At 62.6% G+C, this 25,596-nt stretch carries 17 protein-coding genes; 7 read left to right on the top strand and 10 right to left on the bottom strand.

Features of this window, described 5'->3' with window-relative positions; all coding sequences use genetic code 11:
• Window positions 1-102: 102 nt before the first annotated feature.
• Both KIP88_RS37515 and KIP88_RS37510 read right to left on the bottom strand, forming a co-directional pair.
• The gene (locus KIP88_RS37515; protein WP_214493195.1) at window positions 103-2,328 is read right to left on the bottom strand and encodes a CHASE2 domain-containing protein; all 2,226 of its coding nucleotides are present in this window, start codon (window positions 2,326-2,328) and stop codon (window positions 103-105) included.
• Between the two features lie 191 nt (window positions 2,329-2,519).
• Window positions 2,520-7,685, bottom strand: coding sequence for a VCBS domain-containing protein (locus KIP88_RS37510; RefSeq protein WP_214493194.1), 5,166 nt, complete (start codon window positions 7,683-7,685; stop codon window positions 2,520-2,522).
• A 689-nt stretch (window positions 7,686-8,374) separates the two neighbouring features.
• Between KIP88_RS37510 and KIP88_RS37505 the strand changes: the two genes are divergently transcribed.
• The 3 genes from KIP88_RS37505 to KIP88_RS37495 all read left to right on the top strand — a co-directional run bounded on the left by KIP88_RS37505 (window position 8,375) and on the right by KIP88_RS37495 (window position 11,595).
• A complete protein-coding gene (locus tag KIP88_RS37505; protein WP_214493192.1) occupies window positions 8,375-9,172 on the top strand; it encodes a transglutaminase-like cysteine peptidase in 798 nt (265 codons plus the stop codon).
• A gap of 3 nt (window positions 9,173-9,175) precedes the next feature.
• Window positions 9,176-9,352, top strand: a complete 177-nt coding sequence (locus tag KIP88_RS37500; protein WP_214493191.1) for a hypothetical protein — start codon at window positions 9,176-9,178, stop codon at window positions 9,350-9,352.
• A 65-nt stretch (window positions 9,353-9,417) separates the two neighbouring features.
• Complete coding sequence (locus KIP88_RS37495; RefSeq protein ID WP_214493190.1) at window positions 9,418-11,595, top strand: PQQ-dependent dehydrogenase, methanol/ethanol family; 2,178 nt, start codon at window positions 9,418-9,420, stop codon at window positions 11,593-11,595.
• A 343-nt stretch (window positions 11,596-11,938) separates the two neighbouring features.
• On the opposite strand, the gene KIP88_RS37490 is transcribed toward KIP88_RS37495, so the two are convergent.
• The 6 genes from KIP88_RS37490 to KIP88_RS37465 form a co-directional block, all read right to left on the bottom strand.
• Window positions 11,939-13,138 carry an ABC transporter substrate-binding protein gene (locus tag KIP88_RS37490; protein ID WP_214493189.1) on the bottom strand — a complete coding sequence of 400 codons (1,200 nt, stop codon included), beginning with the start codon at window positions 13,136-13,138 and terminating at the stop codon, window positions 11,939-11,941.
• A gap of 96 nt (window positions 13,139-13,234) precedes the next feature.
• Window positions 13,235-15,073 carry a long-chain fatty acid--CoA ligase gene (locus tag KIP88_RS37485; RefSeq protein ID WP_214493188.1) on the bottom strand — a complete coding sequence of 613 codons (1,839 nt, stop codon included), beginning with the start codon at window positions 15,071-15,073 and terminating at the stop codon, window positions 13,235-13,237.
• Window positions 15,074-15,222: 149 nt separating this feature from the next.
• Entirely contained in the window at window positions 15,223-16,002 is a 780-nt protein-coding gene (locus tag KIP88_RS37480; RefSeq protein WP_214493187.1) for an ABC transporter ATP-binding protein, read from the bottom strand.
• 10 nt (window positions 16,003-16,012) lie between these two features.
• Window positions 16,013-16,771, bottom strand: coding sequence for an ABC transporter ATP-binding protein (locus tag KIP88_RS37475; protein WP_212421193.1), 759 nt, complete (start codon window positions 16,769-16,771; stop codon window positions 16,013-16,015).
• Window positions 16,768-17,919, bottom strand: a complete 1,152-nt coding sequence (locus tag KIP88_RS37470; RefSeq protein ID WP_214493186.1) for a branched-chain amino acid ABC transporter permease — start codon at window positions 17,917-17,919, stop codon at window positions 16,768-16,770. Before KIP88_RS37470 ends, KIP88_RS37475 begins: the two co-directional genes overlap by 4 nt.
• Window positions 17,919-18,794 carry a branched-chain amino acid ABC transporter permease gene (locus KIP88_RS37465; RefSeq protein ID WP_214493185.1) on the bottom strand — a complete coding sequence of 292 codons (876 nt, stop codon included), beginning with the start codon at window positions 18,792-18,794 and terminating at the stop codon, window positions 17,919-17,921. The genes KIP88_RS37470 and KIP88_RS37465 overlap by 1 nt, the downstream gene beginning before the upstream one ends.
• A gap of 295 nt (window positions 18,795-19,089) precedes the next feature.
• On the opposite strand from KIP88_RS37465, the gene KIP88_RS37460 reads away from it, so the two are divergent.
• Window positions 19,090-19,842: an ABC transporter ATP-binding protein gene (locus KIP88_RS37460; protein WP_214493184.1), complete on the top strand. Its 753-nt coding sequence runs from the start codon at window positions 19,090-19,092 to the stop codon at window positions 19,840-19,842.
• Window positions 19,839-21,362 carry a permease gene (locus tag KIP88_RS37455; RefSeq protein ID WP_214493183.1) on the top strand — a complete coding sequence of 508 codons (1,524 nt, stop codon included), beginning with the start codon at window positions 19,839-19,841 and terminating at the stop codon, window positions 21,360-21,362. Before KIP88_RS37460 ends, KIP88_RS37455 begins: the two co-directional genes overlap by 4 nt.
• 164 nt (window positions 21,363-21,526) lie before the next feature.
• Here KIP88_RS37455 and KIP88_RS37450 read toward each other — a convergent pair whose 3' ends face one another.
• Both KIP88_RS37450 and KIP88_RS37445 read right to left on the bottom strand, forming a co-directional pair.
• The gene (locus KIP88_RS37450) at window positions 21,527-22,498 is read right to left on the bottom strand and encodes a tripartite tricarboxylate transporter substrate binding protein (RefSeq protein ID WP_214493182.1); all 972 of its coding nucleotides are present in this window, start codon (window positions 22,496-22,498) and stop codon (window positions 21,527-21,529) included.
• Window positions 22,499-22,591: 93 nt separating this feature from the next.
• Window positions 22,592-23,476: an alpha/beta fold hydrolase gene (locus KIP88_RS37445; RefSeq protein ID WP_214493200.1), complete on the bottom strand. Its 885-nt coding sequence runs from the start codon at window positions 23,474-23,476 to the stop codon at window positions 22,592-22,594.
• Window positions 23,477-23,688: 212 nt separating this feature from the next.
• Here KIP88_RS37445 and KIP88_RS37440 point away from each other — a divergent pair, with 212 nt between their 5' ends.
• Both KIP88_RS37440 and KIP88_RS37435 read left to right on the top strand, forming a co-directional pair.
• Complete coding sequence (locus KIP88_RS37440; RefSeq protein ID WP_214493181.1) at window positions 23,689-24,519, top strand: MBL fold metallo-hydrolase; 831 nt, start codon at window positions 23,689-23,691, stop codon at window positions 24,517-24,519.
• Between the two features lie 44 nt (window positions 24,520-24,563).
• Complete coding sequence (locus KIP88_RS37435; protein WP_214493180.1) at window positions 24,564-25,565, top strand: alpha/beta fold hydrolase; 1,002 nt, start codon at window positions 24,564-24,566, stop codon at window positions 25,563-25,565.
• The last annotated feature ends 31 nt before the right edge of the window (window positions 25,566-25,596 follow it).

The raw sequence follows: 25,596 nt of genomic DNA, 5'->3' as shown, positions 1-25,596 counted from the left end.
GTGGGCAAAGGCGCATAGCGCCGTGCCCACCATCTATCGCCGAGCATCGTCGTGAATGGTGGGCACGCTTCGCTTTGCCCACCCTACGATTCTACGTTCTTCTCACTTCGTCAGCAGCGCGAAGGCGCCGTTCCAGTCTTGCGGCGGCGGATTTTCGAGATAGCCGCGGATGCGGGCTTCGTAGAGATCGTAGAGCAGCTCCAGCGAATTGGCCTCGTCGGTCTTGCGGCCGCGCGCGATGGCTGCGAGTGCGCCTTCCCAGTCGCGGTTGCGATAGCAGGCGAGCATCTCGATGGTCAGGTTGCGCAGGCGCTGGAAGCGGCCGGACTGCGCGGTGTCCTCGCGGCCGGCGATGGCGTAGATCACCTCCGGCTCCTTCTTGCCCTTCACCATGATGAAGTCGAGTTCGAGGATCGCGAACCTCTCCTTGACCGCCAACGCGGTCCTGGAGCCGATGATGATCGGGAAGCCATACTCCTTCGACTGCCCCTCAAGGCGTGAGGCTAGATTGACGCTGTCACCGAACACCGAATAGTTGAACTTGAGATCGGATCCCATATTGCCGACCACGCAGATGCCGGTATTGAGTCCGATGCCGGCATTGAGCGGAATGAACGGGCGCCCTTCTTCCTTTGCCTCCTGCTCGCGCGCCTGATTGAGCTCGTCGACGTGCTCCAGCATGTCGAGCGCGGCCTCGCAGGCGTTGAGCTCATGATCCTTGTCGTCGAGCGGCGCGTTCCAGAACGCCATGATGGCGTCGCCCATATATTTGTCGATATAACCCTTGCGCGCGAGGATCGCGTTGGTTAGCGGCGTCAGGAAGCGATTCATCAGCGCGGTGAGGCCCTGCGGATCGTTCTTGTAGGTCTCCGAGATCGATGTGAATCCGCGCATGTCGGAGAACATGATGGTCATCTCGCGCTCTTCCCCGCCGAGCACCAGCTTTTCCGGCGACTGCGCGAGCTGTTCCACCAACACTGGCGACATGTATTGCGCGAAGGCCCCGCGGATCTGCTTGCGCTGTTGCTGCTCGCGCACGAAGCTGGAAAAGATCAGCGTCAGGTAGATCGCCGTGGTCGACATCAGGGGGTAGGTGAAGTCGATCAGGAGCCTGTGCTGTGTGTAGAAAAATGCTGACGTTCCGATCAGGGCGGTCGCAAACGCCCCGCCGAGCGCGACCAGGGTGATCGGACCGAACAACGGCGCGAACGCGATCACCAGCAGTCCGAACAGAAGCGCGGTCGCGAACTCGACGACGATGCCGTAGATCGGCGTCGAGATCACCTCGCCGGACAATGTGGTCTCGAGCACCTGGGCATGGATTTCCACGCCGGGCATGGCGCGCTCAACCGGCGTGGTCTTGATGTCGTTGAGGCCGACCGCCGAAGTGCCGATCAAGACCAGCTTGCCGGCGATCATGTCGGGCGCGACGTTCTTCTCCAGCACATTGAACGCGGGGACGTAGATCGAGGCATCGTTGCGGGCATAGTGGACCCAGAGCTGGCCATTATGGTCGGTCGGAATCTGGATGCCCTTGAGGCCGAGGCTCTTGATGCCGGCCTTTTCCGCCTTGATCAGAATGGTGCCGGACCCGGTGGCGACGCGGAGTATCTCGAATGTCAGCGAGGGCATGGTCAGGCCCTGCGCCTGCATGATCATCGGCACCCGTCGTACGATGCCGTCGCGTTCGGGCTTGATCGTGAACAGGCCGCGCCCGGCGGCGGCATGCTCCAGCACCGGCACGTTACGCAGCAGGCCGGGGAACTCGAACATGAAGCGCTGCGGTTCCTCGCCCAGCATTGCGAGGCCCGTCACCGGCAGCGTCTTGTCGAGGGCCGCGATTTCCTCCGGCAGCCCGGACTCGCCGAGCACGACGCGGGAAGCCTTGATGGCGTCGGCAAAGACCTGGTCGTTGCTCGGCAGCGCACGCAGCTTGGCGCGGGTTTCCTCGTCGAGATTGCGGAACGTGTCGGCCGCATAGGCAGGGTTGAGCCGGTCGGGCTCCGAAAACACCGCGTCGAACGCGATCACAACGGCGCCCAGCCTGGTCAGCTCGGTGACGAGGGCTGCGATCCGCGTCCGCGGCCACGGCCACTGCCCGAGCTTCTCAAGGCTTTTGTCGTCGATATCGACGATGGTGACCGGCCTTGCGGTCTTCTGGCGCGGGTCGATGCGCTGGAACGCGTCAAAGGTCCTGACCCGGATTTCCTCGACGGGAGCCGGATCGGCGACGCGAAGGGCTGCGAACCCGATCAGCAGCGCCAGGCACAGCAGCCGGGCGTAGCCGACCCGCCGCTTGAACCATCTCGGTAGGGCCCGGAGCTTCATGGCCTCGATTGTTCGCTAACTGACGGCGCCAGACAAGCCAGAAGATGGCATCGATATCCCTGAGTTAGCGCGGGTGGCGAAGCGCCATACTAGAGCGTTTTCCAGCGAAGTGGAAACCGGTTCGCGTCAAGAAAACGCGTCAAAGCAAAAATCTAGAGCCCCGTTCCGATTCCATCGGAACGGAAAAGGCTCTAGTGATGCGGCGACACAATGAAGTCGCTCGCATGCAGACTGGCGGCGGCGAGCCCCTTAAGGGTGATGGTGTCGCCGGTGTCGAGCGTGATCAGCTTGTCACCGCTGCTGGTCGTCACATGGCCGGGATTTGCAAGCCACGCCGTGATATTTTCGGCGTCCACGAACTGGGCGAACGCACGGAGATCGATATGGTCCTTGCCCTGCGTGAAGTCGGTGATCTCATCGGCGCTCGGGTCGTATTGGGATTCTGGCGCAAACACGAACTGGTCGGCGCTTGCACCGCCCGTCAGCTTATCGTTGCCTTCCGTTGCGAAAATGACGTCCTTTTCGGCCGTCCCTACGAGCGTGGCGCCATCCCCTCCGGATTGCTGGAACACGAAGTTCAAGATGCCGCTCTGGCCATTTGCGTCCCTAGCGGTCACTGTGACGATGTCGTTCAGCTCGGTATCGCCGTTGTAGTCCGTCGGCGTGTAAATGATGCCGTTGGCAAACTGGGTATTGATTTGCGAAACGTTGCCCACATTCACCGGTGAAAGCGTGCCGTGCAAAGCACTCGCGGTGATCGTCACATCGGAAGCCTGGTCGTCGTCAGACAACTTGATGTCAAAAACGGTGGTGGTAACCGCGGCGTCTCCGTTCTCCTCAACCCTGATGCTTTCGGCGCTCAGGACCGGCGCGTCACCGACGCCGGTGACGCTCACCTTGAGATGCCCTTCGTCGCCGAGCGTCCCGTCAGAAGCGGTGTAGGTGAAATCGTCTTGCACGGTAACATTATGACCCAGCGCGGCCACCGCCGCTGCCTGCGCGGAGGTAACGCCGAGCGTGTAGGTGTAGTCGCCGGTCGCCTGGTCAATCACAACCCGGCCATAGGTGCCATCAACCGTAACGTGACCGGACGTCACGACGCCGTTGACGACGGTCGACACAGAAAGCGTGTTTTGTTCGGCGTCAGTGTCGTTGGCGAGCAGGTGACCCGAGATACTTCCCGTGTTTCCGGGAATTGATGCGACATCGTCGGTCGTGACCGGCGCGTCGTTGACCGGCGTGATAGCGATGGTGGCGGTGGCGGTGGCGGTCTGGCTGCCGCCCGATCCGCTGTTGCCGGCGTCGTTGACGGACAGCGTCAGGTTGGTCGATGCGCGCGGATCGTCCAAATTCGCGCTGTAGCTGATCTTGCCGGAATTGTTTCCGGCGAGCAGCGCTTCGATGTAGTCGATCAGTCCGGTGATCGTCACAGAGGACGTACCGTCGCCGGTGACCGAAACGACGTTTCCACCCAGGTCGACGTCCAGAATGCCTTCGCCGACGGAGAGGGTTACCGTTTCGATGCCGCCATTGCCGTCGATATCAGCGACATGCAAGCCGGTGCCGCTGATGACCAGCGGTGTTTGTTCAGTCGCAGCGTAATGCGTCGCAGGCGCGGCCGCGCTCGGCGCGTCGTTGACCGACGTCACCGTAAGCGTTGCGGTATTTGACGTCACGGAGAAGGCGGTGGAGCCGCCCGATGCCGAGACATCAGCCATGGTGCCATGGATGCCCGTCGTCTGATCCCACGCCACATACGTGAACGTGTCCGTCCCGCCATCTTCACCGTCGGGGATGAACCTGACCACGTCGGTCGCCGCCAGCAGCAAGGCGGAGCCGCTCGACACCGCCGGGAAGGCGACGAACGTGCTGCCGTTAGTGGAATATTCCCAGTGGCCATGCGCGCTGGTCGTAGCAGTGATTGCGATACCTTGCAGCGCACCGTGATCGACGTCGGCAATGCTGGCTCCGAGGAACGAGGCGACGGTCTGGCCGGCATTCGCGGTGTCGTCTTCGGTAATCGTGGTCAGCGACGGAGCCGACGCGGTCAGGACCGGCGCGTCATTGGTGCCGGTGATGGTGATCGTGAAAGTCTGTGACGTGATCCCGCCATCGCCATCGTTGATCGCGACCGTATAGGTCAGCGCAACGGACTCGGTTTCGGCCAAATAGTCGAACGCGGTCGAGGCCGCCGAGAATGACAGGTCGACCGACCCGGCCGAGGAGCCGGCGGCTTTGGTCACCATGCCCGGCGTCACCAGCGCGATAAGCGCCGTTTCGTCGAGCGCAAGGCCGGTGGTGGTGCCGGTCGCCGCCGCGCCGCTGATGCTTGCGCTGTGGCCGACATCCGACAGGTCGAGATCGGTGAACGTGACTGATATCGTCGTCGCCAACGGCGCGGTATCGGTCTGCTCGACGAGGCCCTGCTGCGCGATAGCAGCGATCAAGGGCGCGTCGTTGCTGCCGTTGACGGTGACGACGATGTCCTGCCAGGTGACGCCGCCATGGTGGTCGTCGACCTCGACGGTATAGGTCAGCGTGACCGCCTCGCCATCGGCGAGGTAGTCGAAATAATTATCCGGCGCCGAGAACGACCAGCTCTTCGAGCCCTGCAGGCCATCGGTAGAATCGCTCAACGGCCCCAGCGACAGCCAGCTGAGCTGGACCGTGCCGTTGGCGAGGCCTGTCATCACGCCGGAGGCGCTGACGCCTGTGATCTTGACCGCGTGCGTGTCGGTCAGATCGGCATCGACGAACGTGATCGCACCGCTTGCGGTATCCAGTGTTGCCGAGCCGTGGGTGTCGGCGCGTTCGGTGATGGCCGCGGCCTGCGGTTCGCTGGTGATTTCAGCGGTATCATTGCTGCCGGTGACGGTGACCTTGATTGGCTTGGTCACCACGCCGCCATGCCCGTCATCGACGGTTGCAGTGTAGGTCAGCGTCAGGATCTCGCCGTAGGCAAGAAAATCGAACGCACCATCGGCGGCGCTGTAACTCCAGCTCGCCGAACCGTCATTGGTATTGCCCGGAGACTGCACCACCGTCAGCGGCTCATCCACCGCTGCGATCGCAGCGAGTTGTTTGGCGGTGAGCTGTGAGGTGACGTTGACGCTGTAGGCGTTCAGGTAAGTGAAGCTCGTGAAGGCGGCGCTCGCCACCGGCCGGTCCGTCAGGTCGACGTCGGTGAAGCTGATGGTGCCGGAGGCCGTATGGAGCGCGGTGGATCCCGTCGGGTTCGGCTGGTTGAGGTTCGAAAGTTCGGCAAAGGCATCGCTCGTCGCGGCGATGGTCGGCACGTCGTTGGTGCCGGTGACGACGACGTCGGCGCCATGAATCGAGACGGTGATCGGCGTGGAGACGACGCCGCCATGGCCGTCATCGACCTGGGCGACGTAGTTGAGGGTCAGCGTCTCGCCCTTGGCGATGAAGTCGAACTTGCTGTCCTCAATGCTGTAGGTCCAGGTCGCCGAGCCCTTGTGGGTGTTTCCGACCGTCTGCACCACACTCAGCGGTACTTCGACGGCCAGGATCGCCGCCAGCTGCGCCGGCGTCAGCGTCGCGGTGACGTCGCTGCCCTCTGCATCGTAGTAACGGAATGGATCGGTCGCGGAGATCGCCGCGCTGACGACGGGACGGTCGGTCAGGTCGACATCGACGAAGGTGACGGTGCCGGTCACGGTATCGACCGCCGTATTGCCGGTGCCGATCTGCTCCGTGATCGTGCCGCCGGTCGCGGAGAGCGTCGGCTTGTCGTTGGTGCCGGTGATGACGATCGTAAACGGCACGAACGCCGTCTCGTTGAACGGCGCGTAGTTGTTGTCGACCCGCGCCATATAGGTCAGCGTCAGCGTCTCGCCGACGGCGAGGAAGTCGAACGCGCCATCGGCAATGTTGTAGGTCCAGGTGGCCGTGCCGAAATTCTTGCCGTTAGGGTCCTGCACCACGACCAGAGGCACTTCGACCGCCTTGATCGCAGCCAATTGCTGCGCCGTCAGCGTGGCGGTGACGTCGCCACCCTGCGCGTTCTGATAGGTGAAGGAAGAAAATTGCGCACTGACGCTCGGAGTGTCGCCGACGTTGATGTCGAGATAGTTGACGATGCCGGAGATGCTGTCGATCGTAGAACTCGCCGTCACATCGACGCGTTCGGTAGTGGTGCCGCCGAACGCCGCCGCCTGCGGCGGCCCCGGAATATGAACGAGCCTGTCGATCGGCCTCTCAGCCGCGGAGGTAGCAGGCCCGGTCGGGACGTTGACGAACTGAAGCGTCACCGGGACGAAGTCGTTGCTGGCCAGCTTGAGGAACGACGTTTGCGGAACGATCGAGTCGGTAAAGTTGGTCGTGAGCTTGGTGTTCGGGCTGTTGAGGTCGGTGAACTTCAGCGAAAACACATCGCTGATGACCTTCTGCGCGTCGGGCGACAGCTGCACGGACGACTGGAAGCTGACCGTACCCTGGCCATTGATGATCGTCTGCGTGCCGGCCCGGTTGACGGTCGCGATCGGCGTCAGCGTGGTCTTGTCGAACAGGATGTAGGAGCCGGTGGTGCCGTCAGGCTCGACCAGTACCTGGAATCTCGCCGGCGGCGCGCCGCCCTGCGCCGGCACCTCGAAATCGATCTCGACCAGCACCGCGGTGCCGCGGATGCCCATGGTCGCGACCGGCGTGTCGACCTTCATGTCGCCCTTCTTGGCGGTGGCGCCGGCGACGAAGGAGATGGTGCCAGCCACCAGGCTGAGCAGCGACTTGTTGTCCGACCCGTTGGGGTCGTAGATCATTTCGTTCAGCACCATCTTGGCGTTCGACGCGAGGCCGAACACGGTGCCGTCGATGAAGGTGATGCCGAGCGTCGAATCGGAGCCGGACTGGACGACGTCGCCTTTGTGAACGGTGTCACCCTGGTTCAGGATGATCGACACGCCGTTGCGGATCGCGGTCGCGTTGCCCGTCAGCTTGGTGACGTGGCCGATGAGCTGCGGCGCGATGCTGGCGCTGCCGTCGGCCTGCGCGAACTGGGTGTACCCGCTCAGCGCGTTGACGATGTCGCCGGTGAGGTGGGCGCCGTCGGGCGAGGCCAGCGCGGCGCGCTTCTCGCCCTTGAAGTACTCGCGCAGCACGAGCTCGCGGTCACCATCGGCGAGGATCAGGTCGACGCCGGACCGCTTGAAGTTCCCGTGGAACAGCAGATGGGCATCGGAGACAATTATGGCGTCCGACGGCGCATGTGTCGAAACCTTGTCGACATGGAAATTGCCGGAAGACGAAAGATGGCCGCGCTGTGACAGCAGCCCCAGGTCAATATCGACGCCGGAATCCGGGCCGAGGCCGCCCGATCCGAATTTACCGGCGTAGTTCAATGGGGCACCATAATCTAAATGGTTAAGAATTATGAAATTTCCCTGCGTGGTTTTGATATCACGCAGGTAAGGAACACAAAAGCAGGCGCGCCGCGAATACCCTCAATATGGGGTAAGTCTGCAACAGGACCGAAAAGGTCCGGAAAAAGTGTCGGGCGAAAGTGTGACAAGGAAAAGGCAGGATTTAATTAGGGCTGATCGAAAAACCGGCGCTGCCTTCCCAAGTCATAAAGATAAGCACTCATAATACCTTATCTATCTCGCAGCGCGGCGAAGGCCGTCTCCTGAAGGCAAGCGACATACCAGCCGAGGCTGATCCTTTCGCGGGATGCATTAGGAAGCCGTCATCCCTTCAGGGCATCCGGGACAGGCTGCAATTGCCCGAGCGAGCCCGCGGGCAAGGTTAATTCGGAGACCTGTGACCCTTTCGCAACCGTAAACTTTGTGCCGTATCCCGCAGCCCTTGCCGGATAGCCGAGCGCCGTGACGGCTTTCGCGCCAATCCGAGCGGACCAATAAGATTGTCCACGGACCAGCAACGCCACGTTCATGCTGTTTCGCCCTTTGCGGCTGGGAGTACCCCGTTTTAAGCAGATCAAAAGCCCCCTCGCCGATCCTTTCCCCCTGCGAAATGATCCGGTCGCGAGCAGGCAGAACAAGCCAGCCGATGCCCGGACAAGGGGCGTCAAATGGGATTGTCAGTGTTTTCGCGCGCATGGCGCGCGGGCATCATTGCGTGCGGCATGGCCTGTTTCGGCCCAGGCGATCTGCGCGCCGAAATGCAGCCTCTGCCCGATTCAACGGAATCAATGACACGATCGACCGAGCCGTTCGGACTTCCCGCCTCCGCGCTCACCGGCGGCGGACTGCGCGACAAATGGCTTGGCGTGCAACGCCGGCTCGACGACGAAATGGTGCAGCTTGCGCTCTGCGAAGGCGACCGTGACGGCTGCGTGTCTCCCGCCGCGCTGAAATTCCTCGACATCGTCGACGCCGCCCGGCTGCGCAAAGGCCGCGCCCGCCTCGGCGAAATCAACCGCGCCATCAATCTCGCCATCCGGCCGATGAGCGACCTCGCCCAACACGGCCAGATCGACATCTGGACCTCGCCGCTCGCAACGCTCGCGCGTGGCGGTGGCGACTGCGAGGATTATGCGATTGCGAAATTCACAGCCTTGCGCCGCGCCGGCCTCGCGCCCGACGATGTCAGGATCGTGGTGCTACGCGATACCATCCATGGCGAAGATCATGCGGTGGCTGCCGCACGGCTGGAAGGCCGCTGGCTGACGCTCGACAACCGCCGCATGGCGATGGTCGAGGATGCCGACGTCAGGAATTTCCGGCCGACATTCGTGATCGGCCAGCACGGCGTGCTGCGCTACGCCGATGCCCCCCTGCTTGCCGACGCCTCGGGCAAAAATCCTGTGGCTTCGCTCGTCGTGAGTTCTCTGGCCACCTCGGCACGGCCATTCGAACACGCCGAATGACGCATGACGGCGCGCAAATATTGCGCGGCGACAGCCGACAACAATCTGCTTTCCTTGCCTGATCTTCCTTTGCCTCATGGCCGATGGTGCGCTGCAGCCAGTATACCAGCCTGGATTCGTTCAGCGAAAACATGGCAAGACAAATTTTCTCTTTTGCATTTCGTGCGCGGCTTTGATTGACGCGATCCTTCTCACCGGCATAGCATTCCACCAGATCCGCTAGAGATCACTTGGGAGGGAATGAGATGATACGTTCGCGCGTTGATTCCGCTTGCTGTTTTTTTCCTGACATTGCCACCACTTCCCGTCGACCGGCACACCTTGCGCAGGCCGCGATCGCAATCGGGCTGGGCCTGGCGCTATCCTGCAGCGCAGCGCTTGCGCAGAGTCCCGCCAAGGGATCGCCCGAGCACATCAAGGCCGTCACCTCGGCAGTCGACGGCGCATCGATCAAGGCCAACACCGCGACCTCGAAGGACTGGCCGACCATCGGGCTCGATTACGCCGAAACCCGCTTCAGCAAGCTCAACAAGATCAACGCCGACAACGTCAAGACCCTCGGGCTGGTGTGGAGCTATCCGCTCGAATCCTCCCGCGGCGTCGAGGCGACGCCGGTCGTCGTCGACGGCATCATGTACCAGACCGCATCATGGAGCGTGGTGCATGCCATCGACGCCCGCACCGGCAAGCAGCTCTGGACGTACGATCCGAAGATTGATCGCGAGAAGGGCTATCGGGGCTGCTGCGACGTCGTCAATCGCGGCGTTGCACTGTGGAAGGGCAAGGTGTTTGTCGGCGCCTATGACGGGCGGCTGATCGCGCTCGATGCAGTCACCGGCAAGGTGGTCTGGGAGAAGGACACCATCGTCAGCAAGGAGCACTCCTACACCATCACCGGCGCGCCGCGCGTGTTCAACGGCAAGGTGGTGATTGGCAATGGCGGCGCGGAGTATGGCGTACGCGGCTATGTCACCGCCTATGACGCGGAGACCGGCAACCAGGCGTGGCGCTGGTTCACCGTGCCCGGCGATCCGTCAAAGCCATTCGAGGACGAATCGATGGCGGCCGCGGCCAAGACCTGGGACCCTGCGGGCAAATACTGGATCAACGGCGGTGGCGGCACGGCCTGGGACACCATCACCTTCGATCCCGACCTGAACCTCGTCTATATCGGCACCGGCAATGGCGCGCCGTGGAATCAGAAAGTCCGCAGTCCTTCCGGCGGCGACAATCTCTATCTGTCTTCGATCGTCGCGCTCAATGCCGACACCGGAAAATATGCCTGGCACTACCAGGAAACACCCGGCGACCACTGGGATTACACGGCTACCCAGCCGATGATCCTGGCCGACATCACGCTCGACGGCGCGCCGCGCAAGGTGATCCTGCATGCGCCGAAGAACGGCTTCTTCTTTGTCATCGACCGCACCAACGGCAAGTTCATCTCGGCGAAGAACTTCGTCGACGTGAACTGGGCGACGGGCTACGACGCCAATGGCCGCCCGATCGAGGTGAAGGAGGCGCGCGGCGACGAAGCCTATGACAGCATTCCTGGCCCGGCCGGCGCCCACAACTGGCATCCGATGTCGTTCAATCCGCAGACCGGTCTGGTTTACTTGCCGGCGCAGGGCATACCCGTCAACCTCACGCCGGAAAAAGCCTTCAAGCACAATGCCGTTGAGCCCGGCAAGTTCGCCAGCGCGACGGGCTGGAATATCGGCCACATGATGAATGCCACGCCGCCGAAAAACCCGGCGTTCGGACGCCTGCTGGCCTGGGATCCCGTCAAGCAGAAGGAAGCCTGGCGCGTCGAGCACGTGGCGCCGTGGAACGGCGGCACGCTCACCACCGCAGGCAATCTCGTGTTCCAGGGCACGGCCGACGGGCGCTTCGTCGCCTACAACGCCACGACGGGCGAAAAGCTCTGGGAAAGCCCGACCGGCACCGGCGTGGTGGCGGCGGCCTCGACCTACATGATCGACGACCAGCAATATGTGTCGATCGCGGTCGGCTGGGGCGGCGTGCTCGGCCAGTGGATCCGGGTCACCGAGTTGAGCAGCCCCGGCACCGTCTACACCTTTGCGCTCGGCGGCAAGACGCCGCTGCCCGCCTTCACGAAGTACCAGACCGAAGGCCTGTTGAAGGGCGTGAAGTATGACCCGAAGGATATTCCTGAAGGCACCGCCATCTATGTCGCCGCCTGCGCTGCCTGCCACAGCGTGCCCGGCGTCGACAACGGCGGCAACATCCGGAACCTCGGCTATGTCGCCCCGGAAACCATCACCAACCTAAAGGACATCGTGTTCAAGGGCCCGTTCCGCGACCGCGGCATGCCCGACTTCACCGGCAAGCTGAAGGAAGAGGATATCCCGAAGCTGCAGGCGTTCATCCAGGGCACGGCGGACGCGATCCGGCCGAAGTGACGAAGTCATCCCGGGCCGCACGCAAGCGCGAACCCGGAAGCACCTAGCGAAGCAGAAGGGCTGCGCGAGACGATCGCGCAGCCCTTTGTCGTCGGCGTCCCTTCGTTGACGCGACGTGCTCGTTCTCCGTCATTGCGAGCGAAGCGAAGCAATCCATAGCGCTACAAGCGGAGAGATGGATTGCTTCGTCGCTTCGCTCCCTTGCGCAAACGCTTCGCGTTTGTCGCAGGCAATGACGGAGGCGGCCTCACCACGGATCATCGCCGCAAAGGAAAAGGGCTGCGCGATCGTCTCGCGCAGCCCCTATGTCGTCAGCCGTTGCCGTTGGGAGTCAGCCGCTCCCTCAGAACATCAGGCCTTCCTTGACCAGCACCCAGCGGCCGTTCTTGATCTGCTGCACCTGGGTGATCGTGTTGGCCAGATGGTCGGTCTTGGAGAACTTGGTCGGCGGCGAGTTGAAGATGTCCATGAACTTCTCGCCGGACTCGAGCGAGGTCATCATCTTCTGGCCGGTCAGGTCCTTGCCGGCCTTCTCGGCGTAGAACGCAAACGTCATCATGGCGTTGTAGCCGATGATCGCCTGCGTGTTGGCGTCGGTGCCGAACATCTTCTTGTAGTTGGCGAGCCAATCCTTGACCTTGCCCTTCGCCGTGTCCTCGTACGGAATTTCGAAGCCGGAGGCCGCATAAAGGCCTTCGACCGCGTCCTTGCCGAGTGCCGGCACTTCGAGCACGTTGGTCGGCGTGGCGCCGAGGAAGGTGACGTCCCAGCCGAGCTTCTTGGCCTCGCCCATGGCGCCGATGGTTTCGCGGATGACCGTGCCGAGCACGACCATGTCGCAGCCGTCGGACTTCATCTTGGCGATCTGCGCGCTGAAGTCGGAAGCGCCGCGCTTGTAGCTCGTGACCGAAGCCGGCGTCAGCTTCATCGCCGCGACCTGCTGGGTGAAGCCGTCAAGCACGTTCTTTCCGTACTCGTCGTCCTGATGCATGATGCAGGGCTTCTTGAAGTTCTTGCCCTCGATCATGTATTTGACCGCCGCGCGCGTGCTCTCGACGTAGGGCAGCAAATTGTTGAACTTCAGCCTCTCCTGCGGCTTGGCCGGATCGAACTTGAAGGTGAATTCGGCGGCCGTCAGCGGGAAGAGCTGCAGGACGCCGGCATCGAACAGGATGTCCTGCGCGGCGAGCACGGTGGGCGAGCCCATCGGACCGACCATCGCGAAGACCTTGTCGCGCTCGACCATCTTCTGCGACGCCAGCACGGCGCGCTTCGGATCGTAGCCGCTATCCTCCAGGATCAGCTTGATCTTGCGGCCGTGGATGCCGCCGGCGGCATTGACTTCCTCAGCCGCCATCTTCATGCCGTTGGAAACCGGAACGCCCCAGACCTTGATCGGGCCGGACAGGTCCTGATGGGTGCCGATGACGATCTCGCCCGCCGAGATGCCTTGATCGGTAACCTTGGTCTGGGCTGCGGCCGGCAGCCCGGTCAGCGCAAGGGCGCTCACCGCAAGGCCCAACGCCCTAAACGATTTCGACATTGCAATATCCTCCTTGTTGGCCCGTGTTGAGCGAAGGGTAGGGCCTTGTTGTCCTTCGCTGCTTACTCGATTCTCGCTTTCGAACTTCCGTCTTCGCTACGCTACCGCCCGCTCGCCATACATGGCGTTGATTTCGGCGGCATAACGCTTGTTCACGAAACTGCGCTTCAGCTTCATGGTCGGCGTCAGTTCCTCGTCCTCAGGCGTGAGCTGACGTTCGATCAGGTAGAACTTCTTGATGGTTTCGACGCGCGCGAAGTTGACGTTGACCGCCTCGATCTCGCGCTGGATCAGGTCCTGGATCTCGGGCGCGCGGCACAGGCTGGCGTAGTTGGTGAAGGGAATGTCGTGGTCCTGGGCGTATTTTTCGACATTCTCCTGGTCGATCATGAGCAGACACGTCAGATACGGCCGCTTGTCGCCGATCACCACCGCGTCGGAAACATAAGGCGAGAACTTCAACTGGTTCTCGATCTCCGACGGCGTGACGTTCTTGCCGCCCGACGTGATGATGATGTCCTTCATCCGGTCGGTGATCCTGACGAAGCCTTCATTGTCGATCGAACCGACATCGCCGGTGTGCAGCCATCCCTTGGCGTCGATGGTCTCCGCCGTCTTCTCCGGCTGGTTCAGGTAACCCATGAACAGGAAATCGCCGCGGATCAGTATCTCGCCCTGCGGTGAAATCGCAACCTCGCCCCAGGGCGCGGCCTTGCCGACTGAACCTAGCTTGATGCGATCGGGCGGCATCACGGTGGCGACGCCGCAATTTTCCGTCTGGCCGTAGACCTCGCGCATGTCGATGCCGAGCGCGAGATACCAGCGGATCAGATCGGGTGCGATCGGAGCCGCGCCGGTAAAGGCCAGCCGGCAACGGTCGAGACCGAGCATGCGGCGGATGTTGCGGAACACCAGATAGTAGGCAGCACTGTTGGCGAGCCGCAGCAACAATGGCGGTGTATCGCCCTGCAGCTTGTACTCCGTCATGCGATTGCCGATCGCGAGCGCGTTGCGGTACATCCACTTCTGGAAGTTGGTCGCATCCTTCAACGCGATCGTGATTCCGGAATAGAACTTTTCCCAGACCCTGGGCACTGCGAGGAAGGCTGTCGGCTGCACCTCGCGCAGATTGTCCGGCACGGTTTCCGGGCTCTCGGCGAAATTCATCACCGATCCCAGGGCCAGCGAGACATAGTAGCCGCCGATCCGCTCGGCGACGTGGCAGAGCGGCAGGAACACCAGCCGCTCTTCATTGTCGGACGATGGAAACAGATCGTTGGCGTGGCGCATCTGATGCGTCACGCTGCGATTGGAATGCATGGCGCCCTTGGGGGGGCCCGTGGTGCCGGAGGTGTAGACGAGGATGGCGAGATCGTTCGCGTTGCGGCTTCCGACCATCTCGTCCCACAGCGCCTCGTTGCCCTGCTCGTGGTTGCGGCCGAGCGCCATGAACTCGGCCAGCGACAGCACCATCGGGTCGGTAAAGCCGCTCAGGCCCTCCATGTCGAACACGACGATCTTCTGCAATGTCGGGCACCGGGAACGGCACGACAGGACCTTGTCGAGCTGCTCCTCGTCCTCGGCGAAGATCACTTTGGTCGAGGAATCGTTGATCAGATATTCGACCTGCACGGATGAGTCGGTCGGATAGATTCCGGAAGAGACGCCGCCGGCACACAGGATGCCCATGTCGGCATAGACCCATTCAGGCACCGCGTTGGCGATGATCGAAGCGACGTCGCCGGGCCGGAAGCCGCTGGCATGCAGGCCGAAGGCGATGTCCTTGGATATCTGCAGCCACTCGCGCCAACTGGTCGGCTGCCAGATGCCGAACTTCTTTTCGCGGATCGCCGGCCGGTCGCCGCGGGTTTCCACGGACTTCAGAAAACTCTTCGCGATCGTGTCGGCGACTGTCAGCACTGCCGGTCTGGCCATGCTCTCTTCCTCCCTCTGTCGCCTGCTTCGCCGGTCTTGTCAGCCGGTCTTGCTTTATTGAAGCAGGGCCTGAATTTAGCTCTAACTCGTTCTGAATGCCATGCTTTTGACTGTGACGGTTAACGCCAGGTCTTCTAACGCCAGGTCCTCTAACGCCAAGTCTTCTTCTTTTTCCAGCGCCGCTCGCCACGGGCGCCCTCTTCCTTGGCGCCGAGATAGAATTCCTGGATGTCCTTTGAATTCATCAGCCGTTCGCAGGTGTCGTTCATCACGACCCGGCCGATTTCCAGCACATAGCCGTAATGGGCGGTCTCCAGCGCAACCTTGGCGTTCTGCTCGACCAGCAGGATCGACATGCCCTGCTCCTCGTTGACGCGCTTGATGATGGTAAAGATCTCTTTCACCAGGATCGGCGACAGCCCGAGCGACGGCTCATCCAAAAGTAGCAGAGTCGGACGGTTCATCAGCGCCCGCCCGATCGCCAGCATCTGCTGCTCGCCGCCGGAAAGCTGTCCGGCCGGCTGGTTAATGCGCTCCTTCAGCCGTGGGAAATAACCGTAGACAAGTTCGATATCCTGGGCGACGCCGTCGCGGTCCTTGCGTGGATAGGCGCCCATCATCAGGTTCTCCCGCACCGAGAGGAACGGGAACACCTCACGCCCCTCCGGCACGTGGCTTAAGCCCAGCCGCACGATCTTGTCGGCCTCCATGCGCTGGATCGGCTTGCCCAGAAATTCGATCGAGCCCTTCTGGGGATCGAGAATGCCGGAGATGGTCTTGAGCACGGTGGTCTTGCCGGCGCCGTTGGCGCCGAGCAAGGTGACGATGCGGCCGCGCGGGACTTCGAGGCTGATGCCTCTGATCGCCATGATCGGCCCGTAATAGCTTTCGATATTGCTGAGCTTGAGGATGGTGTCGGAAGCGCTCATGGCATCACCCTCATGCGCCGAGATAGGCGGCAACGACGTCGGGATGGCGCTGCACCTCGGACGGCGAGCCCATCGCGAGCACGCGGCCGTAGTTGAGCGCTATCACGCGGTCGGAGACGCGATTGACCAGCGTCATGTCGTGTTCGACCATCAGCACGGTGATGCCGAGCTCGGTCTTCATGTCGCGGATCCAGAACGACATGTCGTCGGTCTCCTCGACATTCAGCCCGGATGACGGCTCGTCCAGCAGGATCAGTTTCGGCTCCGAGCACAGCGCCCGTGCGAGCTCGATCACCTTGCGGACGCCGTAAGGAAGCCCGGAGATCAGCTTGTCGCGATAGGCTTCGAGATCGAGGAATTCGATCACCTGCTCGACGCGGCGGCGATGGACCTTTTCGCCCGCGCGCACGCTCGGCAGGAACAACAATTCCTGCCAGAGCTGCGTGGCGGAGTGCCGGTGACGTCCGACCAAGAGATTGCTCAGCATGGTCGCGTTCTCGAACAGCTCGATGTTCTGGAAGGTGCGGGCGATGCCGAGGCCCGCGATGTCGTAGGCCGGCTGCTCGGTGATGTCCTGGTCTTCGAAAAAGATCCTGCCTGACGTGGGCGGATAGATCCGCGAGATCAGGTTGAAGATTGAACTCTTGCCCGCGCCGTTGGGACCGATGATCGAGAGAATCTCGCCCTTCTCCACGGCGAAGCTGACGGAATCGACCGCCTTTAGGCCGCCGAAGTGCAGGGAAAGGTTTTCAGCACGGAAATAGCTCATCGGTTCCGCTCCGATTTCACGTAGATTTTCTGACGCTTGAAGGTGGCGCGCTTGTAGAGCGGGAACAGCTGGAAGAAGAGTTTTATCTTCAGCCAGCGCCCGTACAGACCGAGCGGCTCGAACAGCACGAACAGCACGATGATCACCCCGTAGATCGCGCCCTTGAGGCCGTTGGCGGAGGCAATGGCGGCAACGTTGCTGTGAATCTTCGACGCGGTCACGCTGTCCGCGCCGAACGTTGCGAAGATGCCCGAGATGATGCCGGGCAAATCATCCTTCAGATAAGTCAGGAACGGATCGATCATGACCAGGAAGATCGCGCCGAGTACCGCGCCGTGCAGGCTGAAGGTGCCGCCGATCAGGATCACGATGATGAACTCGATCGAGAGCTGCAGCGTGAACATTTCCGGGCTGATGAAGGAGAGCTTGTGCGCGAACAGCACGCCGGCCAATCCGGTAATCGCCGCACTGATCGCAAACGACTTCACCTTGTAGAGCGAAACGTTGACGCCCATGCTGCGCGCCGCCGTTTCGCTGTCGCGGATCGCCACGAAGGCGCGGCCCGTCGGCGAGCGCAGCAGGTTGAGCGTGCCGATGATGGTGAGGATCAATACGCCGAGACAGAGGAAATAGAAGGCCGGTCCGTTCTGCGGCACCGCCTGCCCGAACAGACTCAAGGTCTTGACGCGCATGCCCTCGTTGCCGTGGGTCACGCTTTCCCAGCGGGCCAGCACTTCCTCGACGATGAAGGCAAAAGAAATGGTCGCGATGACGAGGTAGATGCCCGTCAGCCGCAGCGCCGGGAAACCGACCAGCGCACCGACCACGCCGGTCAACAGGCCGCCGGCCAGGAAGTAGACCGGAAAAGGAACGTTGTATTGCTGCAGATAGGCCGCCGTATAGGCGCCGATCGCCAGAAAGGCGGCGTGGCCGAGCGAGGCCTGCCCGGTGAAGCCGGTGAGAATCATCAAGCCTACGCCGACGGTGGCGTAAATGCAGACGAACACCAGCTGGCTGACCAGATAGCTCGACAGCACGAACGGCGCGATCGCAAGAAACGCCAGCAGGATACCGTAGGAAACGACGTAGCCGCTGTGCGGAAACAGCCGGATGTCGTCTTCGTAATCCGTCTTGAAGAGGAACCGCATTAGACCTTCTTCCGCGTATGAATACCGAACAGGCCTTCGGGCTTGAGCAACAGCACCACCAGAAGCACGATGTAGGGCGCGACGTCCTTCCAGCCCTGCGGCAGGTAGAAGCCGGCCATGCTCTCGATCACGCCAATCAGCACGCCGCCGACCACGGCGCCCGGGATGGAGCCGAAGCCGCCGAGCACCGCGGCAGGAAACGCCTTCAAGCCCAGCACAAGACCGACATTGGAGTGAATGAAAGTGATCGGCGCCAGCAGCACACCGGCAGCGGTCGCGACAGCCGCAGAGATCGCCCACACGATCGACACCACGCGCTTGACCGGAATGCCCATGTAGTAGGCAGCCAGCATGTTCTCCGAACTGGCGCGCATGGCCGTGCCGAGCGTGGTGCGGTTGAAGAACAGATAGAGCAGCGCGCACAGGATGACGGTTGCCGCGATCACGGAGAGCTTGTCGTATGCCAGCACCAGCGAGCCGATCCGCAACACGCCGTCGCTGAACGGCGTCTCGATCTTGAAATCGTCGGTGCCCCAGATCATGCCGACCACGGAGCGCAGGAAGTATCCGAGCCCGATCGTCGCCATGATGATGGAAAACTGCGGATAGCCAAGGATCGGACGCACCACGACACGTTCGGCCAGCATGCCGAATGCCGCCATGGCGATGACCGCGCCGGCGAATCCAAGCCAGTAATTGAGACCGATCATGCCGATGAAGGTGAAGGCGAAGAACCCGCCCAGCATCATCAAATCGCCCTGGGCGAAATTGACGACCTCGGTTGCCTTGTAAACGAGCACGAAACCGAGCGCGATCAAGCCGTAAACGCAGCCGAGCGCGATGCCACTCACCAGCTGCTGAACGAAGTCCAGCATCATTTCCCTCCCCGATGCCAGGCGATTCTGTCGACCGCCTTTTCCGCATCTTGTGTCTACACGCTACCCCGCATCCACGATGCCGAACAGCTGCATATGTCCCGCTGCATTGAGCCCAAAGCGCCGACCGCTGTCAACAAAGCGCTGGCCGCTGTGTCGTTAAGAATTGCGCAGAAATGCCGCAACCCGGGAAGTTGCGGGGTTCGGCACGATTTGGGCCGCTCGATTCACCGTGCCGAAAGTTCTTCGGTCCATGTTTCGACAACGACAATGCGAACCGGACCGTCCCGTCATCATGCAGTCAGATCTGTCCGCGCTCGAAGTGCGAGGGTTAACGAAGCGTTTTGACCGCCCCGCGGTCGACGCGCTCGACCTAACCATTCGTACCGGCGAGTTCTACGCCCTGCTCGGCCCCAACGGCGCCGGCAAGACCACGACGTTGCGGATGGTCGCCGGCCTGCTGCGACCTGACACCGGCTCCGTCTCCATTTTGGGCATCGATGCGCTCGCCGATCCCGTCGCCGCCAAGCAGATCATGGCATGGGTCTCCGACGAGCCGATGATCTACGACAAGCTGACGCCGCTGGAATATCTCGAATTCGTGGCCGGCCTCTGGGGCATCGATCCCATGGTTTCCGGCCCCTCGGCGCAGCAGCTTCTGATGTCGCTCGGGCTGGAGCCGCATCTGCACGAACGCTGCGAGGGATTCTCCAAGGGCATGCGCCAGAAGGTCGCGCTGGCCGGCGCGCTGGTTCACGATCCCCGGCTGATCATCCTGGACGAGCCGTTGACCGGCCTCGATGCGCTGTCGGCGCGTCACGTCAAGGGATTGCTGCAGGACCGCGTCCGTGCCGGCTGCACCGTGATCATGACGACGCATATTCTTGAAGTCGCCGAGCGGATGGCGGACCGTATCGGCGTCATCGCCGCAGGCAAACTGGTGGCCGAGGGCACGCTCACCGAGCTGCGCCAGCAGAACGGCCGCAACGACACCAGCCTCGAAGACGTGTTCATCGCGCTCGTCGACGCAGACGCGGCCGCCGCATGAGTTCGGCCACGGCGCTCAGCTGGTTTGCCCGGCACGAGATCCGTCTGGCCTGGCGCGAATGGCTGGCGATGATCGCCGGCAGCCGCGGAAAGCGAAAACGCGCGATCATCGCCCTGATCGTCTTCGTCGCCATCATGCACCTGCCGGCCTATGCGGTGATCGGCCGCTTCGCCGATTTGCAAGCCCCGCTCGGCAAGCCGGAATTGATCGTCATCACGGCGACCATCTTCCTCGCCTGGGCCCTGATGCTGTCGCAGGCCATCGAATCCGTAACGCGGGTGTTCTACGCCCGCGCCGATCTCGATCTCATCATGTCGTCGCCGGCGAACCTCGCCAACGTGTTCTCCGTGCGGATCGCGGCGATCGCGCTGTCCGTGATCGGGATGGCGCTGTTGCTGTCGACGCCCTTTGTCGACGTTCTCGTGATCGGTGGCGGCGTCCGATGGCTCTCCTCGTTCGGTGTCGTCATCGCCATCGGCCTTTCGGCCGCGGCCGTTGCGATCGCGATCACGGTCGCGCTGTTCAGGTTGATCGGTCCGCGCCGCACCCGTCTCGTCGCGCAGATCGTGGCTGCCATCATCGGCGCCGGCTTCGTCATCGCGCTCCAGGTCGCCGCCATCCTTTCCTACGGTACATTGTCTCGCTTTACGGTGCTGACCTCCGATGCCGCCTCAGCCTATGCGCCTGCTCTCGACAGCCCGCTGTGGTGGCCGGCGCGCGCGGCGATCGGCGATGGCATGGTGCTGTCGTGGCTGATGGCCGGCGGGCTCCTGCTGCTCGGCGTCGTGATGGCGGTGTTCTCGCCGAGATTTGCCGACACCATCGTCAGTGTCGCCGCAACCGCCCGCACCATCCGACGCGGACCGCGCGCGACGGCATTTCGCGGCGGTTCGCGGCAACAGGCGCTGCGTACCAAGGAATTCCTGCTGCTGCGGCGCGATCCGTGGCTATTGTCGCAAAGCCTGATGCAACTGTTGTATCTGGTGCCGCCGGCCTTGATGCTGTGGCGAAGTTTTTCCGAGAGCTCGGACGCGATCGTACTGATCACGCCCGTGATCGTGATGGCGGCAGGCCAGCTTGCCGGCGGCCTCGCCTGGCTGACGATATCAGGAGAAGACGCCGCCGACCTGGTCGCGACCGCGCCGCTACCGCCGTCGCGCGTGATCCGCGCCAAAATCGAAGTGGTGCTTCTCTCAATCGGCGCCATCTTTGCGCCGCTGATCGCAGCACTTGCGTTTGCCTCCGTGACGCAGGCAATCGTCACCGCGCTCGGCGTCATCGTCGCAACTGTCTCGGCGACTGCGATCCAGCTCTGGTTCCGCGTGCAGGCCAAACGCAGCCAGTTCCGCCGCCGCCAGACCTCGTCGCGGCTTGCGACATTCGCAGAAGCCTTCTGCTCGATCGGCTGGGCCGCGACCGCAGCGCTCGCCGTCTCGATACCGATCGCCGCCGTGATCAGCGGTGCGATGACCGCGGCGATCCTGGCCGCGACGTGGAAGATCAGCCCGCGGCGGGGGTGAGCAGCTCCCTCTCGTCATGGCCGGGCTTGTCCCGGCCATCCACGTCTTACCCGCCCAAGGGAACGAAGACGTGGATGCCCGGCACAAGGCCGGGCATGACGAACTAGATGATAAAGCGTTCGACTTACTCGCAGTCAGCAGAGCGAGAGCAGGCCAAGCCAAAACTACTGCTTCTCCAGCCCCGCCCGCTCGATCACGTCGCGCCAGCGCACGATTTCCTTCTCGATGAACGGGATCATCTCGGCCTTCTGCAGCGTCATTGGGCGGGTGCCAAGCTTCTCGAAATGCGTGCGCACGCGTTCCGACGTCAGCGCCGCATGCGCGGCCGCCGCCAGCCGGTCGACGACCGGCACGGGCGTGCCTGCGGGCACCATGATCGATGACCAGCTCTGGGTGGTCATCTCTTTCATCCCGAGTTCGGCCATGGTCGGCACATCGGGGAAGGCACGCAGCCGATCCGGCGCGGTGGTGGCCAGCACCTTCAGCTTGCCGGCCTCGACGTGCGGGCCGACCGAGACCGGGTAATCGAACATGACATCGACGCGGCCGGCGATCATGTCGTTCAGCGCCGGCGCGCTGCCCCTGTAGGGCACATGCTGCATTTCGATGCCGGCAACCGTCTTGAACAGTTCGGCGACCAGATGCGTCGCGGTGCCGACGCCCGAGGAGGAGAACGTCACCTTGCCCGGATTCTGTTTGGCGTAGGCTATGAACTCGGACACCGAACTGTATGGCGCGCCATGATAGGCCACGAAGAGGTTCGGGCTTTCGCCGACCAGATGCACCGGCAGGAAGCTCGTCAGCGGATCGTAGGACAGGTTTTTGCGCAACGTGACGTTGGCCGCCATCGTGCCCTGCGTGCCGTAGATCATCGTGTAGCCATCTGGCTTGGCGCGCGCCACCTGTTCGGTGCCGACGGCTCCGCCGCCGCCAGCACGGTTGTCGATCACGACCGACTGGCCGAGCGTTCTCGCCATTTCTTCTGCGACAATCCGGGAAGTGGTGTCGGTGATGCCGCCCGGCGCGAAGGGCACGACCCAGGTAATCGGACGGCTGGGGAATTCCTCGGCCGGGGCCGATGTGACAGAGGCAAAGGACACCAGCCAGATCGCAAGCAAGACGTGATGCTTCGCCATGGAATTCCGCCCCGTAAAATTTTGTTCTTCTTGGAGAACTTGCGCGGGCAGAATGATTGTTTCCGCATCCGCTGACCATGCGGCAAAGTCGACCTAGGCCTTGACCAACTCCATCACCGCCGCCGCAAATGCTTCCGGCGCTTCCTGCGGCAGATTGTGCCCGGCGCGCGGGATCACGCGATGGACGCGGCGGCCGGTGAATTTCGATGCACTGGCGGTGCCATCGGTTGCGGGTGCAACGCCGTCGCCTGCACCGTCCAGCGTAATTGACGGCACTGTGATGGGCGGCAGCGCTGCCAGCCTGTGCTGGATTTCAGCATATTGCGGATCGCCCTCGGCAAGGCCGAAGCGATGGCGATAGCTGTGGATCACCACATCGACGTAATCGGGATTGTCGTGGGCCATTGCAGTGCGTTCGAAACAGGCATCGTCGAACGGCCAGTTCGGCGACCATTGCGCCCACAATATCCTGGCGATATCGCGCCGGTTGGCGGCCAGTCCCGCCCGGCCGCGCTCGAGCTGGAAGTAATACTGATACCACAGCGCCACCTCGCGTTCGGGACGCTGCGGCGCCATGGCGTTAGCAATATCCTGGATCAGATAGGAATTGACGCAGACGAGTCCGATGCAGCGCTCCGGCCACAACGCGGCACCGACGCAGGCCGCGCGGCCACCCCAATCGTAGCCCGAGAACACCGCGCGGCGGATGCCAAGCGCATCCATCAGCGCCATCATATCGGCGCCGACCGCAGCCTGCTCGCCCGAGCGCGGCGTGTTCGCGTCGCGAAACCGGGTCAGGCCGTAGCCGCGCAAATAGGGAACGATGACGCGGCAGCCCTGGGCGGCCAGCATCGGCGCGACATCTACATAGGAATGAATGTCATAGGGGAAGCCATGCATCAGCATGACGACCGGGCCGTCCGCAGGACCGGCCTCGTAATAGGCGATGCTGAGAACGCCGGCATCGACCTGGCGCAACGGCTCCAGCCGCTTCGATGACGGGGCACGCGGGGCCGAGGCGGCGGTCTTTTCAGTCACGGCGAACTCCTTGGGTGCATCTTACAATAGGGCATTTGTCCGCCCCCGATGAAGCAAATCCGGCACGCTGCCGTGCGCGAATGCCATCATGACGTTTCCAAAATTCGGCGATACAGTGTCGGCAGCGGCCTTTGCCGCGGATGGGTCATGCCATGTTGCGATCGCTGAACGTATCCCTTGCCGCCGCCCTTGCCTTCCTCGGTTCGCTGATCGCCCCGGCGACCGCCCAGCAGCAGCCATTGCGCAGCGAGTGCCTCGCGATGGCAAACGCGCCGCCCCGCGCGATCCCGGTCAGCCTCAGGCGTGTCGCCGCCAAGCCGCATGAAGTCGCGATCACCTATGTCGGGCATTCCACCTATTACATTGACACGCCCGAGGGCGTGCGGATCGGGACCGATTTCAACGGTGTCTACCGGACCGGGCGGCTACCCGACGTCGTCACCATGAACCGCGCGCACTCGACGCATTACACGCTGTTTCCCGATCCAAAAATTCCGCACGTGCTGCATGGCTGGGGTGAGAACGGACAAGCGGCGCATATCTCAACGCGCGTCGGCGACGTCTATATCCGCAACGTGCCCACCGACATCCGCCGCTACTATGGCGAGGACGCCAGTGGGGCGATGCTCAAGGACGGCAACTCGATCTTCATCTTCGAGGTCGCCGGCCTGTGCATCGGCCATCTCGGACATCTGCACCACAAGCTCGACGACACGCATTTCGCGGCGATCGGCCGGCTCGACATCGTCATGGTGCCGATCGACGGCACCTATACGATGTCGCTCGACGGCGTCTCCGAGATCACCAAGCGGCTGCGCTCTGCCGTGGTGCTGCCGATGCACCGCTTCGCCACCCCGCTCGACGAGTTCATGCGCCTGATCGGCCAGCAATTCGTCATCGATCAGCGGAGCGAGCGGACGTTGAAGATTTCGCGCGACACGCTGCCGGGCACACCGACGGTGATCATTCTGGACGGGGTATGATCGCGCCGGAGTTTCGCAGCGAAGATTGTGCAAGGGAGAGAAACTTGAGCGGACCCGTGCAGCGAATCATCGAGAGCAACGGTATCCGCCTCAATATCGCCGAGCAGGGCAAGGGGCCGCCCGTGATCCTGTGTCACGGATTCCCGGAGTCCTGGTATTCCTGGCGCCATCAGCTCACCGCGCTGGCCGCCGCCGGCTTCCACGCCGTCGCTCCGGATATGCGCGGCTACGGCAAGAGCGACCGGCCGGAAGCAATCGATCAATACACGATGTTCCATCTGATCGGTGACCTGGTGGGGCTGCTCGATGCCCTCGGGGCGCCCACTGCCGTTATCGTCGGCCATGACTGGGGTGCGCATATCGCCTGGCAAGCGGCACGCCTGCGCCCCGACCGCTTCCGCGCCGTCGCAAGCCTCAGCGTACCGCTTCGGCCGCGTGGTCCGGCACGCCCGACCAGCGTGATGCCGCAGACCGCGGACGCGCAATTCTATCAATTGTATTTTCAGGAGCCCGGCGTGGCTGAAGCCGAGATGGAGCGCGATCCACGCCGCACTATCCTCAGCATGCTCTACGGCGCGTCCGGCGAAGGCGCGGCGGCATTCCGCGCTGCCGCAACCCGCGGCGAGATCACGCGCGCTCCTGGCATGGTGCCGCGCGGCGAAGGCATGTTGCCGGGACCGGGGGCGCCGCCGCCGCTGCCCGCATGGCTCAACGAAGCCGACATCAACTTCTATGCCGGCGAATTAAAGCGTAGCGGCTTTCGCGGTCCGCTCAATTATTATCGCAACTACGACCGCAATTGGGAGCTGATGGCGGCGTTTGCAGACGTCACCGTGAAGGTACCGGCGCTCTTTATCGCCGGCGACCATGACATGGTGATGGCTGCTCCCCCCGGCATGGACCAGCATCTCGCCAACCTCAGGCAGTTCGTCACGACGCTGCGTGACGTGCGAATTCTGCCCGGCTGCGGACACTGGACCCAGCAGGAGCGCCCAAGCGAAGTTAATGCCACGCTCATTGATTTCATCCGTGGCCTGCCGGACTGACAGGTTGCGGCAACGACCGCCAATAACAAAA

It is taken from the genome of Bradyrhizobium sp. SRL28 (assembly GCF_018596315.1).
GTDB lineage: Bacteria > Pseudomonadota > Alphaproteobacteria > Rhizobiales > Xanthobacteraceae > Bradyrhizobium.
Note: the sequence above shows the minus strand (reverse complement) of the source record. Positions and strands in the feature narration are given on the sequence as shown.